The sequence below is a fragment of the Paenibacillus sp. D9 genome (assembly GCF_001188365.1).
GTDB lineage: Bacteria > Bacillota > Bacilli > Paenibacillales > Paenibacillaceae > Paenibacillus_O > Paenibacillus_O humicus.
Genome location: NZ_JZEJ01000001.1, coordinates 2,892,867 through 2,909,580, shown reverse-complemented (window position 1 = coordinate 2,909,580; position 16,714 = coordinate 2,892,867). Strand labels below are relative to the sequence as shown.

General features: G+C 60.1%; 12 protein-coding genes and 2 riboswitches. All 12 genes read left to right on the top strand.

Translation table 11 applies throughout. The features are described 5' to 3' along the window. The first annotated feature begins 335 nt into the window (after positions 1–335). The gene (gene guaA / locus VE23_RS13300) at positions 336–1,877 is read left to right on the top strand and encodes a glutamine-hydrolyzing GMP synthase (protein WP_049868245.1); all 1,542 of its coding nucleotides are present in this window, start codon (positions 336–338) and stop codon (positions 1,875–1,877) included. A 302-nt stretch (positions 1,878–2,179) separates the two neighbouring features. Continuing rightward, a complete protein-coding gene (locus VE23_RS13295; protein WP_083436593.1) occupies positions 2,180–3,406 on the top strand; it encodes an MFS transporter in 1,227 nt (408 codons plus the stop codon). Between the two features lie 101 nt (positions 3,407–3,507). Then, positions 3,508–3,607: riboswitch (purine riboswitch) on the top strand. A gap of 212 nt (positions 3,608–3,819) precedes the next feature. After that, entirely contained in the window at positions 3,820–5,226 is a 1,407-nt protein-coding gene (locus VE23_RS13290; RefSeq protein WP_048748971.1) for an NCS2 family permease, read from the top strand. Between the two features lie 291 nt (positions 5,227–5,517). After that, positions 5,518–6,657: a nucleotidyltransferase domain-containing protein gene (locus VE23_RS13285; RefSeq protein WP_049868244.1), complete on the top strand. Its 1,140-nt coding sequence runs from the start codon at positions 5,518–5,520 to the stop codon at positions 6,655–6,657. Between the two features lie 291 nt (positions 6,658–6,948). Then, complete coding sequence (locus VE23_RS13280) at positions 6,949–7,518, top strand: nitroreductase family protein (RefSeq protein ID WP_048748967.1); 570 nt, start codon at positions 6,949–6,951, stop codon at positions 7,516–7,518. Between the two features lie 604 nt (positions 7,519–8,122). Beyond that, a riboswitch (purine riboswitch) is annotated at positions 8,123–8,222 on the top strand. 202 nt (positions 8,223–8,424) lie between these two features. Beyond that, the gene (purE, locus tag VE23_RS13270; protein ID WP_048748965.1) at positions 8,425–8,910 is read left to right on the top strand and encodes a 5-(carboxyamino)imidazole ribonucleotide mutase; all 486 of its coding nucleotides are present in this window, start codon (positions 8,425–8,427) and stop codon (positions 8,908–8,910) included. After that, complete coding sequence (purK, locus tag VE23_RS13265) at positions 8,907–10,109, top strand: 5-(carboxyamino)imidazole ribonucleotide synthase (RefSeq protein WP_021881500.1); 1,203 nt, start codon at positions 8,907–8,909, stop codon at positions 10,107–10,109. The genes purE and purK overlap by 4 nt, the downstream gene beginning before the upstream one ends. A 234-nt stretch (positions 10,110–10,343) precedes the next feature. Next, the gene (gene purB, locus VE23_RS13260; RefSeq protein WP_048748677.1) at positions 10,344–11,639 is read left to right on the top strand and encodes an adenylosuccinate lyase; all 1,296 of its coding nucleotides are present in this window, start codon (positions 10,344–10,346) and stop codon (positions 11,637–11,639) included. 193 nt (positions 11,640–11,832) lie between these two features. Continuing rightward, positions 11,833–12,732, top strand: coding sequence for a phosphoribosylaminoimidazolesuccinocarboxamide synthase (locus VE23_RS13255; protein ID WP_048748676.1), 900 nt, complete (start codon positions 11,833–11,835; stop codon positions 12,730–12,732). A 763-nt stretch (positions 12,733–13,495) separates the two neighbouring features. Beyond that, positions 13,496–13,741 carry a phosphoribosylformylglycinamidine synthase subunit PurS gene (gene purS / locus VE23_RS13250; RefSeq protein ID WP_174806393.1) on the top strand — a complete coding sequence of 82 codons (246 nt, stop codon included), beginning with the start codon at positions 13,496–13,498 and terminating at the stop codon, positions 13,739–13,741. 4 nt (positions 13,742–13,745) lie between these two features. Then, positions 13,746–14,441: a phosphoribosylformylglycinamidine synthase subunit PurQ gene (purQ, locus tag VE23_RS13245; protein ID WP_048748706.1), complete on the top strand. Its 696-nt coding sequence runs from the start codon at positions 13,746–13,748 to the stop codon at positions 14,439–14,441. After that, on the top strand, positions 14,419–16,662 hold the full coding sequence (purL, locus tag VE23_RS13240) for a phosphoribosylformylglycinamidine synthase subunit PurL (protein ID WP_021881545.1): 2,244 nt from the start codon (positions 14,419–14,421) through the stop codon (positions 16,660–16,662). Before purQ ends, purL begins: the two co-directional genes overlap by 23 nt. Positions 16,663–16,714 lie beyond the last annotated feature (52 nt).

The following is a 16,714-nucleotide window of genomic DNA, read 5'->3' as shown; positions in this document are numbered from 1 at the left end:
CTGCTGGCTCGGCCAGCCTCCGGCGCCGGCTCGCCAGGCGCCTGAAGCGCAGCGCCCGCAGCCTGCCTGAATTCCGGCTGCATCAAGGGCCATCCGGCATCAGCAAGCGGAGCATGCTCCCTGGAGTTCCCGCATTCGGGCCGCCTGCGGAGCGCCTTGTCCCGCCCCCGGGCTTCCCTAGGCGGGCCGGCCTCCCCTTCTGCATGGGAAGAACCGGCCCGCGCGCCGCTGGGTTTCCGGGTGGATTTTACCTGCGGAGGAGGCTTGCCGTGCGCCTTGACTGCCCGGAGAGGGCTTGGATATAATGAGTCCAATTGATTGAGGGAGGTTCGGCAGTGAACAAGCCAAATGAAATGATCGTAGTTCTCGACTTCGGGGGACAATACAACCAGCTGATCGCGCGTCGCATCCGGGATTTGGGCGTCTACAGCGAGCTGCTGCCATACAACACGCCGGCAGAGCGGATCCGGGAACTCGCGCCCAAGGGCATCGTGTTCTCCGGCGGACCGGCGAGCGTATATGAGGAAAATTCCCCGATGGTCGATCCGGAGATCTACGAGCTGGGGCTGCCGATTTTCGGTATTTGCTACGGCATGCAGCTGATGAGCCATCAGCTCAAAGGCAAGGTTCAACGTGCGGGCAAGCGGGAATACGGCCGCGCGGACGTCACCTTCGAGAACGGAGCCGCGCTTGCGCTCGGCCTGGAGAACACGCAGACGGTATGGATGAGCCATACGGATCTGGTCGTCGAAATGCCGGAAGGCTTCCGCTTGGATGCGGGTACGGAGCATGCGCCGATCGCGGCCATGAGCCATCCGGAGAAGAATTTCTACGCCGTCCAGTTCCATCCCGAAGTTCGCCACTCCGTATACGGCAACGATATGATCCGCAACTTCCTGTACACGATCTGCAAATGCGAAGGCACATGGAGCATGGAAACCTTCATCGAGGACGCCGTGCGCGACATCCAGGAGAAGGTGGGAGAGACCGGCCGCGTGCTGTGCGCCCTTTCAGGCGGCGTCGATTCCTCCGTTGTCGCCATGCTCGTCCACAAAGCGATCGGAGACCGCCTGACCTGCATGTTCATCGACCACGGCCTTCTGCGCAAGGGCGAAGCGGACAGCGTGATGGAGACTTTTGTCGGCAAATTCGGCATTGAAGTGATCAAGATCGACGCCAGCGAGCGGTTCCTCGGCAAGCTGAAGGGCGTGGACGATCCCGAGAAGAAGCGCAAGATCATCGGCAACGAGTTCATCTACCTGTTCCAGGAGGAGTCCGAAAAGCTGGCGAACTACGAGTTCCTGGCGCAAGGCACCCTCTATACGGACATCGTGGAGAGCGGCACGGCGACGGCGCAGACGATCAAATCCCACCACAACGTAGGCGGGCTGCCGGAGGACATCAAGTTCAAGCTGGTCGAGCCGCTGAGCGCGCTGTTCAAGGACGAGGTCCGCAAGGTCGGCTCCGAGTGCGGATTGCCGGACGCCATCGTCTGGCGCCAGCCGTTCCCGGGTCCGGGGCTCGCGATTCGCGTACTTGGCGAAGTGACGGAGGACAAGCTGGAAATCGTCCGCGAATCCGACGCCATCCTGCGGGAAGAAATCGCGAAGGCCGGACTCGACCGCGAGATCTGGCAGTACTTCACCGCCCTTCCGGGCATGAAGAGCGTAGGCGTCATGGGCGACGCCCGCACGTATTCCTACACCGTCGGCATCCGCGCCGTCACGTCCATCGACGGCATGACGGCCGACTGGGCGCGCATCCCGTGGGATGTGCTGGAGAAAATCTCGGTGCGCATCGTCAACGAGGTCGACAACGTCAACCGCGTCGTGTACGACATCACCTCCAAGCCGCCGGCGACCATCGAGTGGGAGTAAGCGGATCTAACTGACCTTCCGGCTGCCGCCGCAGAGGCGTGCAGCCCATGGCGTTTCTCACCGGAGCCCTGCTGCTGCAGGGTTCCGGTGTTTGTTTTTTTCACGGCTCCGGCGCTGTAGCGATGCGCTGCCGAAGCCATGCGGCGATGCGGCGGCGGTGCCGGTCAAGGAGGCGCTTCTTCATAGGCCTCGGCATCGCTCGTCATGCGCCGTCCTCCGTGTCCATCCAGCGGGAGGGCGGGATCTCCCGGCCGGCTCAGCCCCGCATCCATGAACAATCGACCAAAGGAGCTCGACCCGTCATGCCACTGAAGCAAGAAGGCGGCCTGCTGCACGCCGAGGAGCCGATCTTCAGCTACCGGCTCATCGTCCTGCTGCTGGTCGTCATTACCGCAGGAGCAAGCCAGGGCCTGCTGCTGCCGCTGCTTACGATATTGCTGGAGCGCGGCGGCGTGCCGGAACATATCAACGGCCTCAATTCCATGGCTCTATATATCGGCACGTTCTCGACCATGTTCTTCATCGAAAGGCCGGTCCGCCGCTACGGCTTCCGGATCGTCATCCTCGCCGGCATCGTCATGATTATCGCCGCGACGCTGCTGTTTCCGCTGACGGCGGGCTCTTTCGCCGTCTGGTTCGCGCTTCGCATCCTGGTCGGCATCGGAGACAGCGGCCTTCACTTCGCGACCCAGCTTTGGATCGTCAGCCGGGCGCCGGCACGGCAGCGCGGAAAGTTCATCTCCCTCTACGGAATGTCGTACGGCGTCGGCTTCAGCATCGGCCCGCTCGGCATCAATCTGCTGCATTTCGGAGACCAGGCTCCGTTCCTGATCAGCGCCATGCTTTATGCGCTCGTCCTTCTGCTCGTGCTGAAGCTCCCCGCCGATCGTCCGGAGCCGAGGGAGCAGGGCGAGGCTGCCGGCTTCAGCCGCTACAAGTCGATCTACCGCGTCGCCTGGTATGCGCTGCTCCCGGCCATGCTCTACGGCATCATGGAAGCGTCCATGAATACCGGGTTCCCGCTGTACGGCCTCGGCATCGGCCTGGACCGCGCGGCGATCAGCGGCCTGCTGCCGGCTATCGGCATCGGCGGCCTGCTGCTGCAGCTGCCGCTCGGCATGTGGAGCGACCGCATCGGCCGCCTGCCCGTGCTGATCTTCTGCGGAGCCGGGGGCGGGCTGCTGTTCCTCGCCGTTCCGCTGGCCGGATCGTCCGTCTGGACGATGGCGGCGCTGATGGTCGCGGCCGGAGGGCTGGTCGGCTCGTTCTTCTCGCTCGGCCTCGCCTATGCGGCCGACATGCTTCCGCGGAACCTGCTTCCCGGCGCCAATGTTCTCGCATCCATCCACTTCTCCGTCGGCAGCATCGCCGGTCCCGTCCTGAGCGGATACGGTCTTCGCTACCTGTCGGAGAGCAGCCTGTTCTATCTGCTCGGCGGCGCTTTTTTGATTTACGCGATTACGGGCATGATAACCAAAGGAGGAAGAACCTCCCGCGAGGCCGACAGCGGAAAAACCCTTAATTCCTGATAAAAACAATGCTTTTGTCTTTAATGTTCGGGAATAACCGGAATTCCAGTCGTTTGAGTGTTGACATTTGTCGTGAATTCAGTAATATTAGTTACGTTCCGCAATGATAACCAACCAACTTTCGTATAATTCCGGGAATCGGCCCGGAAGTCTCTACTCGGTCACCGTAATGACCAGGCTACGAAAATTCAGGGGGCGTCCACGACGAAGCATCGCTCGGACGGGCGCCTGCAGCTTCCATCCCATCGGGCCGGCCTTGCAATGGGCCTCCGATGGATTGGACAGCCGACCTGGACCCGGGAGAGACGCCATCGCAATGCCGGCATGCCGGCTTCGATTCCGTCTCTGCCGGGTTTTTTGCTTTTTCGGATTCCGCGCAAGGAAAATAACGCATTTCGGGGGGAACTTGCATCATGGAGCGCTTCTTCAAGCTCAAAGAGAACGGAACCAACATCCGCACGGAAATTATGGCGGGCATCACGACGTTCATGACGATGGCCTACATTCTCGCCGTCAACCCGAGCGTGCTGTCGGCTTCCGGCCTCAGCTGGAACTCGGTGTTTCTGGCGACGGCGCTGGCCGGCGGCATCTTCACGATCGCGATGGGGCTGTTCGTCAACTTCCCGGTCGCGCTCGCTCCGGGCATGGGCCTCAACGCCTACTTCGCGGCTACGATCGTAGCTTCCCAGGGGACGGACAAGCCGATCTCGCCTGCGATGGGGCTGACCGCCGTATTTATTTCCGGCATCATCTTCATCATCCTGACCGTAACCCAGGTTCGGCAAATGCTGATCAGCGCCGTGCCGGACAGCCTCAAGCATGCGATCACCGTCGGCATCGGACTATTCATCGCCATCGTCGGCCTGAAGAACAGCGGCATCATGACGATCGCCGCCGAGACGGCGGTCACCGACGTGCAGAAGCATCAATACGTGGACCTGCTCAGCTTTGAATCGGTCATCCATTTCGGCGACATCAAGGACCCGTCGGTTTACCTGACGATCATCGGCCTGATCCTGATCAGCCTGCTGCTCGTGCTGCGCGTACCGGCCGCATTCCTGTGGGGAATTCTCGGCACGACAGTTGTGGCTTGGATTACGGGCAACCTCGACGTGAAAAACGGCCTCAGCGGCAAAAACTGGGCTCCTCAATTCTCGGATCTCAACTTCTGGCACTTCGACTTCGCGGGCATCATGCATGTCGGCATCGTCACGGTCATCCTGACGTTCACGTTCGTCGAGCTGTTCGATACGTTCGGCACGCTCGTCGGCACGGCCAACCGCGCCGGCTTCATGAAAAATCCGGCCGAAGGCAAAAAACGCGTCGGCAAAGCGATGTTCGTGGACGCGATCGGCGTCGGCGGCGGCGCCGTTCTCGGGACGAGCACCGTAACGACCTTCATCGAGAGCTCCGCGGGCATCGCCCAGGGCGGCCGCACCGGACTGACCGCGGTCACGACAGGAATCTGCTTCCTGCTCTCGCTGTTCCTGGCTCCGCTGATCGCCCTGATTCCAGGCTCCGCGACGGCGGCGGCGCTCATTCTCGTCGGCCTGCTCATGATGCAGTCCGTAACCGACATCGACTTCAAGGATATGGTTTATGCCGTTCCGGCTTTCTTCACCATCATCCTGATGCCGTTCACGTACAACATCGCCAACGGCGTTTCCTTCGGCATCGTGTTCTACGTCGTGCTCGCCTTCTTCGCGAATGCGACGGGACGCCTCCCCGAAGGCAAGGAGAAATACAAGATTCATCCGCTTATGTGGATTCTTGCGGTGCTGATCATCGCCCGCTACGTATACCTCGGCGCGGCCGGCTGACCGGCTCCTCTCTTACGAAAACCTTCGGAACCTCGGTCCCGGAGGTTTTTTCTTTTGTCGCCCGAGGATGATGGACAAGCCTGGTTTTGGCTTGTCCATCAGTCCGAGCGTGAGCTGATCCGGAACCCGGCAAAAGCATGAAGGGGAAGGTTTGCCCGATCTCTCTCCTCTGGAAGGACTTATTCCAGATCTCTTCCTTCTGAACAGATGCGGATAATTCGGCTATAGCCAACCATTACCTTGAAGCTCGGAAAATAAAGGTTAGGATGAGGAGGAAAGGGAGGGATCATCATGCTGGACGTGTTCGAGGTTGCCGACAAGCTGGTGGATCACATCAAGGCCAATTATCCCGACGATGTAGCGCTTGCAGCCTATTACGGCTCTTACGCGCAAGGGACCGCGACGAAGCGCTCCGACTTGGATTTCTTTTTCATTCCGGCCACCGCCAGAGGATATGAGGCGAGCCTGCAGTTCATCCTGGATGACATCAGCTTTGACTTCTGGCCCATCAGCTGGGAACGGGCGGAGAGGATGGCGGCCTTCCAGGAGCCGAAAACCTCGATCATCGGCGATTGCAAGCTGCTCTATGCGCGTTCGGATGAGGACCGCGACCGGCTCCTGAAGCTTAAGGAAAGAATCGTCCGTCTTCAGAGTCCGGAGCACAAACAGGAGTTTGTGGAGAAAGCGGAGGCGGAATTGAGCCAGGTCTATGTCAGGCTTTACAAGCTGATCCGCGCGGGGGATTTCGGCAGCAGCGCCTATTGCCGGACGGAGGCGCACGGAATTCTGACCGGAGTCCTGCAAGGGCTGGCCTTGCTGAACCAATCTTATTTCACGAGAGGCTTTGGCCAAAACAAGGATCAAATCGATCGGTTTCATTTGAAACCGGCGCTGCTGGATTCCTATATGCATGCCATTATGCATGGAGACGATGCAGCGGATATCCTCCAAGCTTGCGAGCGGCTGACCGAAGATGCCCTGGAGCTGGTATTGGCTCAGAAAGAGCGGCTCAATGGAACTCCTTCGTTCGGGGATCGAATGAAGGGATTCTATGAAGAGGAGAAAGGGACTTTGGACAAGATCCGATCGGCATGCGAAAGAAACGATTATGATACGGCTTATTTTCATGCTGTTCACGCACAGGATTTAATCGCCCAGTTTCTCTTTTTCGCCGAGACCGGACAGTGGCCATGCGACTTGAAGCTGAGCGCCGATCATCACGCCCTCTACAGGCAGGCGGGACTGCCTGAGCTTGTTCCGCTTCTCGATCCTCATGACCTGACGCGGCTGCAGGCGGGCGCGGAGCGATTGAGCGTTGTTCTGGAAAGCTATCTTCGGGACAGAGGAGTCGAAATCAATCGTTTTTCCGATATGGCCTCCTTTGAAGCTTTTCTTAAGGAAGACTCATCCAGCAGGAACGAAAAGAAATGAGGAGAAGCCGAACGAGTTCGGCTTCTTTTGTTTGGCCGGATATTCGCCTGGTTCTTGGTTAAGGGAGGCTAAGGGTGGAAGGGAGGAGAAGGAAGCAACAGGTGATAACGGACAGACGGGTGCTTCCGGCGGTCGAGGCGTTTATGGATGTAATTTAACTTACTGTGCTGTTCCTCCATCGTCCGGTACGATGGGTTTCCAGAGCCGGCCTTTCCCGGTCGAGCATTTCACAGGTATAATAATCTCAGGCAGTCATTGTCTATTCATCAATCCGCTCAAGGAGGGACAGGAATGGAGCTACAGCAAGCAATTCGTCAGCGCCGCAGCATCGGGAAGGTCGAGGCTAGGCCGGTCGAGAAGGAGAAGATCGAACGGATCCTGGAGGCGGCTGTCTGGGCGCCTAACCATCACCACACCGAGCCTTGGAAATTTTTTGTCATGACGGGGGATGGACGCCGGGTGCTCGGAAGAGCTTACGCCAATGCCGCCTCCGACGCGCTTGCCGGACTGGATCCGGAGGAAAGGGAACAGAAGCTGTCGAAGGAAGAAGCCAAAGCGATGAGGGCCCCTGTCGTCATTGCCGCAGCCTGCTCGCCTTCCGACAACCCCCGCGTCATTCGTTCGGAAGAGCTCGCCGCCGTGCATGCGGCCGTGCAGAACCTTCTGCTCAGCGCTTATGAAGAAGGCCTTGGAGCGGTATGGCGCAGCGGAGATCCCATGCACCATCCGGCCATGAAGTCGGCTTTCGGGCTCAAGGACAAGGAAGAGCTGGTCGGCCTTATCTATATCGGCTACCCGGATATGACGGCTCCGGAAGGCCGCCGCATCTCGGCCAAGGACAAGACGTTCTGGGTCAACTGATTTTTGATCCGGCATGGAGCTTGCCCGCCCGCTCATCCTTATGCAAAACCCTCTTGTCGAGGGTTTTTTTCTTTTTTGTCCTTAAAAACCCGATCTGGAAGGGATATCCGAGAATGTGGAATAAAGTTCGGATTTAGATAGATTCCTGAACAGGAAAAGAAATTGTTATGTCAGTATTATTGACGCCGAATAAAGAAGGACAACTCCGATTTAGAGATATGACATAATAGCTGTCATGGAATCGGCGGCCTGAATGGCGAAAGGTGTCCAAAAAAGCGTTTCCTTGAGAAACGCCGGATTGATCCTCGATTTTTGCTGTCGTCAAGGGAGGAGATGGACCTGCCGCTGAAGCGATCCGGCTTGCAGGACAACGAGGAAGATCGAGGCCGTACATGGAAATGGCGCTGTGGAGCCAACGGCATTTTTCTTTGAAGACGGCTCTATTAAAAAGCGAACTTTAATCACGTATTTTTTCATTAATGTTCGTGTTTTTGAGTTGACAGGCTCTGCTCAGGTTGGTAAACTAGGGAGGCAAAGCGGGCGGGGAGCGGTTTGAATGGTCCTGAGATTGTCGAATCTTGTAGGAGGCCGCGCTACCTTGCTCCGCATATGATTTCAAGCAACTCGTATATCTTCGGGAATCGGCCCGAAAGTTTCTACCTGGCGACCTTAATCGCCGGACTACGGGATGCCGGAAGCAGGCTGGCTGTCCACGACTGGAGAGCGAGCTGTTTGGCTTCGGCTGCGCTTATTCAGCGTATTTACATCCCGCAGGCTTTCGAGTCGCCCGTGCCGGATTCTCCCTACCGGAGATTCCGCCGGCTGGCCGGCATGCGGTTTTTTTTGTTTCCGGCATCACATCGGATTTTCGCACTAGGAATATAGATAAAGGCGGGATGAACAATCATGACTGCTATCGTGGGCGTCATTATGGGCAGCAAATCCGACTGGGAAACGATGAAGCTTGCCTGCGGCATTCTGGATGAGCTTGGAATTCCTTATGAGAAAAAGGTCGTATCCGCTCACCGAACCCCTGATCTGATGTTCCACTATGCCGAGACCGCTGTCGAGCGGGGCTTGAAGGTCATTATCGCCGGAGCCGGCGGAGCGGCTCACTTGCCCGGAATGGTTGCCGCGAAAACGGCGCTTCCGGTTATTGGCGTTCCCGTCAAATCGTCGAGCCTGAGCGGACTGGATTCGCTTCTGTCCATCGTGCAGATGCCTGCCGGCGTTCCCGTCGCCACGGTGGCGATCGGCCATGCGGGAGCAAGCAACGCAGGCCTGCTGGCGGCGCAGATTATCGGCGCATTCGATCCGGGGATCAGGCGGCTCGTCGAAGAGCGGCGCGAAGCCATCCGGCTGCAGGTGCTTGAAAGCGGTGCAGAGCTGTGAGGGATTCCGGCAAGGTTGCAGGGAGCGGCAGCGCGGCTGTCCGCACCGATCAAGCGCGCGTCATTCCGCCGGGATCGACGGTAGGCATTCTTGGGGGCGGGCAGCTCGGCCGCATGATGGCGCTGGCCGGCAGCGCGATGGGCTACCGCTTCGTGGCGCTTGATCCTGCGGAGGACGGGCCCTGCGCCCAGGTTGCCGATAGCATCGCGGCCGGCTACGACGATCGGGAGGCGGCGCGGGAGCTGGCGTCGCGCGCGGATGTCATCACGTATGAGTTCGAGAACGTGGATGCGGGAGTCGCCGCCATGCTGGCGGAGCAATCTTACGTGCCGCAAGGCAGCGAGCTTCTCTATACGACGCAGCACCGGCTGCGGGAGAAGCGGGCGATCGAGGCGGCAGGGGCCCGCGTCGCTCCGTACGAGGAGATTTCAAGCGAGGCAGTCCTGAGGGAGGCTTGCGGCCGTCTTGGCTTGCCGGCGGTGCTGAAGACGGCGACCGGCGGCTACGACGGCAAAGGGCAATGGGTCATCCGCAGCGAGGCGGAGATTCCGGCAGCCTATGCGGAGCTGAGCCGATCCGGAGCGGAGCTGGTGCTGGAGCAGTTCGTTTCCTTCCGGATGGAGCTGAGCGTCATCGCCGCCCGGAGCTCTCTGGGCGAGGTGAAGACGTTCCCGGCTGCGGAAAATATCCACATCGACAACATTCTCCATCTATCCGTCGTTCCCGCCCGCGTCCCCGCCGCTGTTCTGGAGGAAGCCGAGCGGCTGGCGGTCCGGATCGCGGAAGGGCTTGAGGTCGTCGGCTTGATCGCCGTGGAGCTGTTCCTGACCGAGGAAGGGGAGCTGTTCGTCAACGAGCTGGCCCCGCGTCCCCACAACAGCGGCCATTATACGATGGAAGCCTGCCGCACCTCGCAGTTCGAGCAGCATGTGCGGGCGGTATGCGGCTTGCCGCTCGGGGATGCGGGCCTCATGAGTCCCGTCGTCATGGTGAACGTCCTCGGCCAGCATGTGGAGCCGCTGGTGAGTCATCTGTCGCGGTTCGATGAAGAGGCCGCCAGGCTTGGCGCCGTCCCGAAGCTGCATCTGTACGGCAAGGCGGAGGCGAAGCCTAACCGCAAGATGGGCCATGTCAACGTGCTCGCTCCCGGCACGGCCGCGGCGCTGGAGTGGATTCGCGGAACGGGAATCTGGAGCTGAGCGCCCAGGCGGCAAGGACGCGGATTGGAATTTGAGAGTAAAATCAAAAGGATGCGCTGCTTGCGCGGCAGGCCATGGCGATGGGGGCCGGGAGTTAGCTTCCGTTCGGCTGGCCGGACAGGCGATGGAACGATAGCGTCCGCAGTCCGGTGCCGAGGGAAGCAATTCCGGAGACAGCCTCGATTGGCCGACGCAAGCGGCTTGGAATAAATCAGACAAAAGGTGGATGAGTGCATGCTTGAGCGTTACAGCAGGCCCGAGATGAGGGCGATTTGGACGGAAGAGAACAAATTCAAGGCGTGGCTGGAGGTTGAAATCTGCGCTTGCGAGGCATGGTCCGAGCTTGGAGTCATCCCGCGCGAGGATGTAGCCGCGATCCGCGAGAAAGCCGGCTTCGACATCGACCGGATCAACGAGATCGAGCTGGAGACGCGCCATGACGTCATCGCCTTCACCCGCGCCGTCTCGGAGACGCTCGGAGCCGAACGCAAATGGGTTCATTACGGCCTCACCTCCACCGACGTCGTGGATACGGCGATGGGATACATCCTTCGTCAGGCCAATGAAATTCTGGAGAAGGATATCGTTCAATTCATCGACATTTTGCGCGGACAAGCCGTCGCTTACAAGGATACCGTCATGATGGGCCGCACGCATGGCGTCCACGCCGAGCCGACGACGTTCGGCCTGAAGCTGGCGCTCTGGTACGAGGAAATGAAGCGCAACCTGGACCGCTTCCGCCATGCGGCCGACGGCGTGCAGTTCGGCAAGATCTCCGGCGCTGTCGGCACCTATGCGAACATCGACCCCTTCGTGGAAGAGTTCGTCTGCCGCAAGCTCGGCACGAAGCCGGCGCCGATCAGCACGCAGACGCTTCAGCGCGACCGCCACGCGGAGTACATGGCGACGCTTGCTCTGATCGCGACGTCGCTCGACAAGTTCGCGACCGAGATCCGCGCCCTTCAGAAGAGCGAGTTCCGCGAGGTGGAGGAGCCTTTCGCCAAGGGGCAGAAGGGATCGTCCGCGATGCCGCACAAGCGCAATCCGATCGGCTGCGAGAACATCTCCGGCCTTGCCCGCGTCATCCGCGGCCATATGATCAGCGCCTACGAGAACGTGCCGCTCTGGCATGAGCGCGACATCAGCCACTCCTCGGTGGAGCGCGTCATCCTGCCGGATGCGACGATGCTGCTGAACTACATGCTGAACCGTCTGGGCAACATTCTGAAGAACCTGCAGGTATTCCCGGATAACATGAAGCGCAACATGGGCCGCACGTTCGGCGTTCCGTTCTCCGGCCGCGTCATGACCAAGCTCATCGACAAGGGCTTCAGCCGCGAGCAGGCGTACGATACCGTGCAGCCTCGCGCAATGCAGGCCTGGGAGGAGCAGCGCCAGTTCCGCGACATCATCGGCTCGACGCCGGAGATTACTGCGGTGCTGAGCGCGGAAGAGCTCGACGATGCGTTCAACCCAAGCTGGCACTTGAAGCATGTCGATACGATTTTCCGCCGGCTGGAGCTTATCTAGGCAGCTGTCCGCTGCCATCTCCTTTCGGGATGGACGGGTCCGAGTCTGAGGAAGACCGGTCCCTCGGGCGGCCTGGCAGGCCGCTGCAAGCGGCTTTTCAGCTGCATGGGAGATGTGAGGCTTGCCGGCTGCATGGGAGATGTCATGGAGCAGGATCCATTCCTATATTTCTAATCGAGGCAGGGGAGAAATCATGGCCGCAACGTCCGAAGCGCTGTCCACGGCAGCGGATCTTATCCAGGCGCCGCTGCTCTACAAGGGCAAGGTGCGGGAGCTGTACGATCTTGGCGAGCACTATCTTATCGTCGTGACAGACCGCATCAGCGCGTTTGATTACATGCTTGACCCGGCTGTGCCGGACAAGGGCAATGTGCTGAACCGGCTGAGCGCTTTCTGGTTTCAGCAGACGGCCGGCATCCAGGCGGGCCATGTCGTCCACACGGACGTGGAGCGGCTTGGGAGCATCGTCACCGACAAGGAGGCATTGCGCAACCGCATCATGGTGACCCGCAAGGCTGAGCGCATCGATATCGAATGCGTCGTGCGCGGATACATCACCGGCGGAGGCTGGAAGCAATACCGGCAGAACGGCGAGATCAACGGCATCAAGCTGCCTGCAGGGCTGCGCAAAAACGAGCGGTTCCCGGAGCCGATCTTCACTCCCGCGGCCAAGAACGACGTCGGCCATGACGAGGACATTCCGTTCTCCCGCATGGAAGAACTCGTCGGTGCGGACATCGCCGCCCAGCTGAGAGAACGCAGCATCCGGCTGTATGAATTTGCCCGCGGATACTGCGCGGAGCGCGGCATCATCCTTGCCGACTGCAAGTTCGAATTCGGCCTCATCGACGGCGAGATCGTCCTGATCGACGAGATCTTCACGCCGGACTCCTCCCGCTTCTGGGCGGAGGACAAATACGTGCTGGACGCCGATATCGACAGCATGGACAAGCAGATCGTCCGCGACTACCTGCTCGGAACCGACTGGGACCGCGACAGCAAGCCGGCTCCTCTGCCCGAGGCTGTCGTCTCGAAGACGACGGAGCGCTACCGGGAGATCTATCGCCTTCTGACCGGCGCGGAGCTGGTATAGGACAATTACAGGCAGGCGCCGAATAAGCCGAAAAAACCGTCTTATTCGGCCGTTAGGACAAACCCGGCGCCGAATAAGCCGAAAAAATCGTCTTATTCGGTTCGGCCGCCAGGACGAACCCGGCGCCGAATAAGCCGAAAAAGTCGTCTTATTCGGCCGCCAGGACGATCCCGGCGCCGAATAAGCCGAAAAAATCGTCTTATTCGGCCGTTAGGACGAACCCGGCGCCGAATAAGCCGAAAAAATCGTCTTATTCGGCCGCTAGGACGATTCCGGCGCCGAATAAGCCGAAAAAATCGTCTTATTCGGCCGCCAGGACGAATCCAGCGTTAAATAAGCCGAAAAAATCGTCTTATTCGGCCGCTAGGACGAAACCGGCGCAGAATAAGCCGAAAAAATCGTCTTATTCGACCGTGTGGACGATTCAGGCGCAGAATAAGCCGAAAAAATCGTCTTATTCGACCGTGTGGACGAACCCGGCGCCGAATAAGCCGAAAAAATCGTCTTATTCGGCCGTAAGGACGAACCCGGCGTAGAATAAGCCGAAAAAATCGTCTTATTCGGCCGCCAGGACGAACCCGGCGCCGAATAAGCCGAAAAAATCGTCTTATTCGGCCGCCAGGACGATTCCGTCCGAACTCCTGCGCACAGCGGGTTTCGGACGCATAATTGGTGAACTGCCGGCTGAATCTTCAGACAGCACAGCGCGCTACGGACTTTTTCAACATCATCCCCATCACATTCCCCCATAAGAGGAGTTGCCATAATGAAAGCAACGGTATACGTGACGATCAAGCAGAACGTGCTGGACCCGCAGGGAACGGCCGTGCAGGGAGCGCTTCACAGCATGGGCTTTGCGGAAGTGGACAAAGTGCGCATCGGCAAATACCTGGAGCTGACACTGGATACCGAAGACCGCGCCGAAGCGGAGCAGCGCGTGCGCGCCATGTGCGAGAAGCTGCTGGCGAACACTGTCGTCGAAGACTACCGCTTCGAGCTGGAGGGCTGAGCCGATGAAGTTTGCGGTCATCGTTTTTCCGGGCTCCAACTGCGACATCGACTGCTACAAGGCCGTTGAAGAAACGATCGGGCAGTCCGTCGATTATGTCTGGCACACGGCAACCGACCTTTCGGCGTACGACGCGATTCTCGTGCCGGGCGGCTTCTCTTACGGGGATTACCTGCGCTGCGGCGCGATCGCTCGTTTTGCGCCGGTTATGAACGAGGTCGTCAAGGCGGCCGAAGCGGGCAAATACGTGCTCGGCATCTGCAACGGCTTCCAGATTCTGACCGAGGCGGGACTGCTGCCGGGAGCGCTGCTGCGCAACCGGGATCTGAAATTCCTTTGCCACCAGTCGCCTCTGGAGGTCGTCAACGCGGCGACTCCTTTCACAAACCAATACGCGCCGGGCGAGGTCATTTCCATCCCGATCGCCCATGGCGAAGGCAACTACTACTGCGACGACGAGACGCTTGAGAGCCTCCGGGCGAACAACCAGATCGTCTTCCGCTACGCGAACGGCGGCAATCCGAACGGCTCCGTCTACGACATCGCCGGCGTCTCCAACAAGCGCGGCAACGTCGTCGGCATGATGCCCCATCCGGAGCGCGCGGTAGATCAGATTCTCGGCTCCGAGGACGGCAAGCGGATGTTCACATCGATTTTGAACGCATGGAGGGAACAGCATGACGCAGCAGTTAACAGCTAAGGAACCGACGGCGGAGCAGATTGCCGAGCAGAAGATCTATCAGCAGTTCGGCGTAACCGATCATGAGTATGAGCTTATCTGCGGTTTCATGGGCCGCCTGCCGAACTACACCGAGATCGGCGTGTTCAGCGTCATGTGGTCGGAGCACTGCTCCTACAAGAATTCCAAGCCGATCCTGAAGAAATTCCCGGTCACGGGACCGAAGGTGCTCATGGGTCCGGGTGAAGGCGCGGGCATCGTGGATATCGGGGACAACCAGGCGGTCGTGTTCAAAATCGAGTCGCATAACCATCCGTCCGCAGTCGAGCCTTACCAGGGCGCCGCGACCGGCGTCGGCGGCATCATCCGCGACATCTTCTCCATGGGCGCGCGCCCGGTGGCGCTGCTGAACAGCCTCCGCTTCGGCAAGCTGGAAAATGACCGCGTGAAGTATCTGTTCGAGCATGTCGTCAGCGGCATCGCCGGCTACGGCAACTGCATCGGCATCCCGACCGTCGCGGGCGAGGTGATGTTCGACGAGAGCTACGAGGGCAATCCGCTCGTCAACGCGATGTGCGTCGGCCTCATCGACCATGATAAAATCCAGCGCGGCGTCGCCAAGGGCGTCGGCAATCCGGTGTTCTACGTCGGTCCCGCCACGGGCCGCGACGGCATTCACGGCGCGACCTTCGCTTCCGTCGAATTGTCGGAAGAATCCGAAGAGAAGCGCACCGCCGTCCAGGTCGGCGATCCGTTCATGGAGAAGCTCGTCATGGAAGCGACGCTTGAGCTGATCAATTCCGGCATCGTGCTCGGCATTCAGGACATGGGCGCGGCCGGCCTCACCTGCTCCAGCGCCGAGATGGCGTCCAAGGCCGGCAACGGCCTCGAGCTGTACCTCGACGAGGTGCCGCAGCGCGAGGAAGGCATGACGCCTTACGAGATGATGCTGTCGGAGTCGCAGGAGCGCATGCTGTTTGTCGTCACGCCGGAGAACGAAGCTCAGGCGCGCGAGATCTTTGACCGCTGGGGCGTCATCTGCGCCAAGGTCGGCAAGGTGACCGACGACGGCCGCCTGAGGCTGTTCCATCAGGGCGAGGAAGTCGCCGACATGCCGGTTACCGCGCTTGTCGACGAATGCCCAGTGTATGACAAGCCATCCAAGGAGCCGGCTTATTATGCGGCGAACGGGGGCGTGGACACGGCTGCCTATGGCGAAGTCGCCGACCTCAATGCTGCCCTGGAAAAGGTTCTCGCCTCCCCGACGGTTGCCAGCAAGGAATGGGTGTACAAGCAGTACGACCATATGGTCCGCACCAGCACGGCGGTACCGCCGGGCTCCGACGCCGCGGTCGTGACGATTCCCGGCACGCGCAAGGCGCTGGCGATGACGACCGACTGCAACGGCCGCTACGTCTACCTCGATCCCGAGGTCGGCGGGGCGATCGCGGTCGCCGAAGCGGCGCGCAACATCGTCTGCTCCGGCGCCGAGCCGCTGGCGATTACGGACAACCTGAACTTCGGCAACCCGGAGAAGCCGGAAGTGTTCTGGCAGCTGGAGAAATCCGCGGACGGCATGAGCGAAGCCTGCCGCGTGCTGGAGACGCCGGTCATCGGCGGCAACGTCAGCCTGTACAACGAGAACGCCAAGGGCGCCATCTATCCGACGCCGGTCATCGGCATGGTCGGACTCGTGGAAGACCTCAGCCACATTACGACGCAGGAATTCAAGAACGCCGGCGACGCGGTCATCCTGCTCGGGGATACGAAAGCCGAGCTTGGCGGCAGCGAGCTGCAGTACGTGCTGGAAGGCAAAGCGGAAGGACGTCCTCCGGGCCTCGATCTCGCCGTGGAGAAAAAGCTGCTCGACGCCGTGCTGACAGCCATCCGCGGCGGTCTCGTCGCCTCGGCGCATGACCTGTCGGAGGGCGGCCTGGCTGTCGCTCTGGCGGAATCCGCTTTTGGCCGCGGCCTCGGCGCCGAAGTGAACGTGGCGACGGACCTTCGTCCGGACCACGCGCTGTTCAGCGAATCGCAGTCGCGCATCCTGCTGAGCGCCTCGCAGGACAACAAGGCTGCTCTGCTGGCGCTGCTCGCGGAGCGCGGCGTTCCCCATGCGGAGATCGGCACCGTCGGCGGAGAGGAACTTCTCATCAAGGTGAACGGCAAGCCGGGCGTCCAGGCTTCGGTCAGCGGTCTCCGGAAAGTCTGGAAGGATGCGATTCCATGTCTGATGAAGTAAGCATAGCGGTCCAGCTCGGCTCCCGCTGGGGAGAGGGCGGCTTATCCGCCGT

Bases quoted from the DNA above. Each gene is read 5' to 3' on its own strand.
- VE23_RS13295 (WP_083436593.1), top strand. From the start codon at position 2,180: ATGCCACTGAAGCAAGAAGGCGGCCTGCTGCACGCCGAGGAGCCGATC.
- VE23_RS13290 (WP_048748971.1), top strand. From the start codon at position 3,820: ATGGAGCGCTTCTTCAAGCTCAAAGAGAACGGAACCAACATCCGCACG.
- VE23_RS13285 (WP_049868244.1), top strand. From the start codon at position 5,518: ATGCTGGACGTGTTCGAGGTTGCCGACAAGCTGGTGGATCACATCAAG.
- VE23_RS13280 (WP_048748967.1), top strand. From the start codon at position 6,949: ATGGAGCTACAGCAAGCAATTCGTCAGCGCCGCAGCATCGGGAAGGTC.
- purE (WP_048748965.1), top strand. From the start codon at position 8,425: ATGACTGCTATCGTGGGCGTCATTATGGGCAGCAAATCCGACTGGGAA.
- purB (WP_048748677.1), top strand. From the start codon at position 10,344: ATGCTTGAGCGTTACAGCAGGCCCGAGATGAGGGCGATTTGGACGGAA.
- VE23_RS13255 (WP_048748676.1), top strand. From the start codon at position 11,833: ATGGCCGCAACGTCCGAAGCGCTGTCCACGGCAGCGGATCTTATCCAG.
- purQ (WP_048748706.1), top strand. From the start codon at position 13,746: ATGAAGTTTGCGGTCATCGTTTTTCCGGGCTCCAACTGCGACATCGAC.
- purL (WP_021881545.1), top strand. From the start codon at position 14,419: ATGACGCAGCAGTTAACAGCTAAGGAACCGACGGCGGAGCAGATTGCC.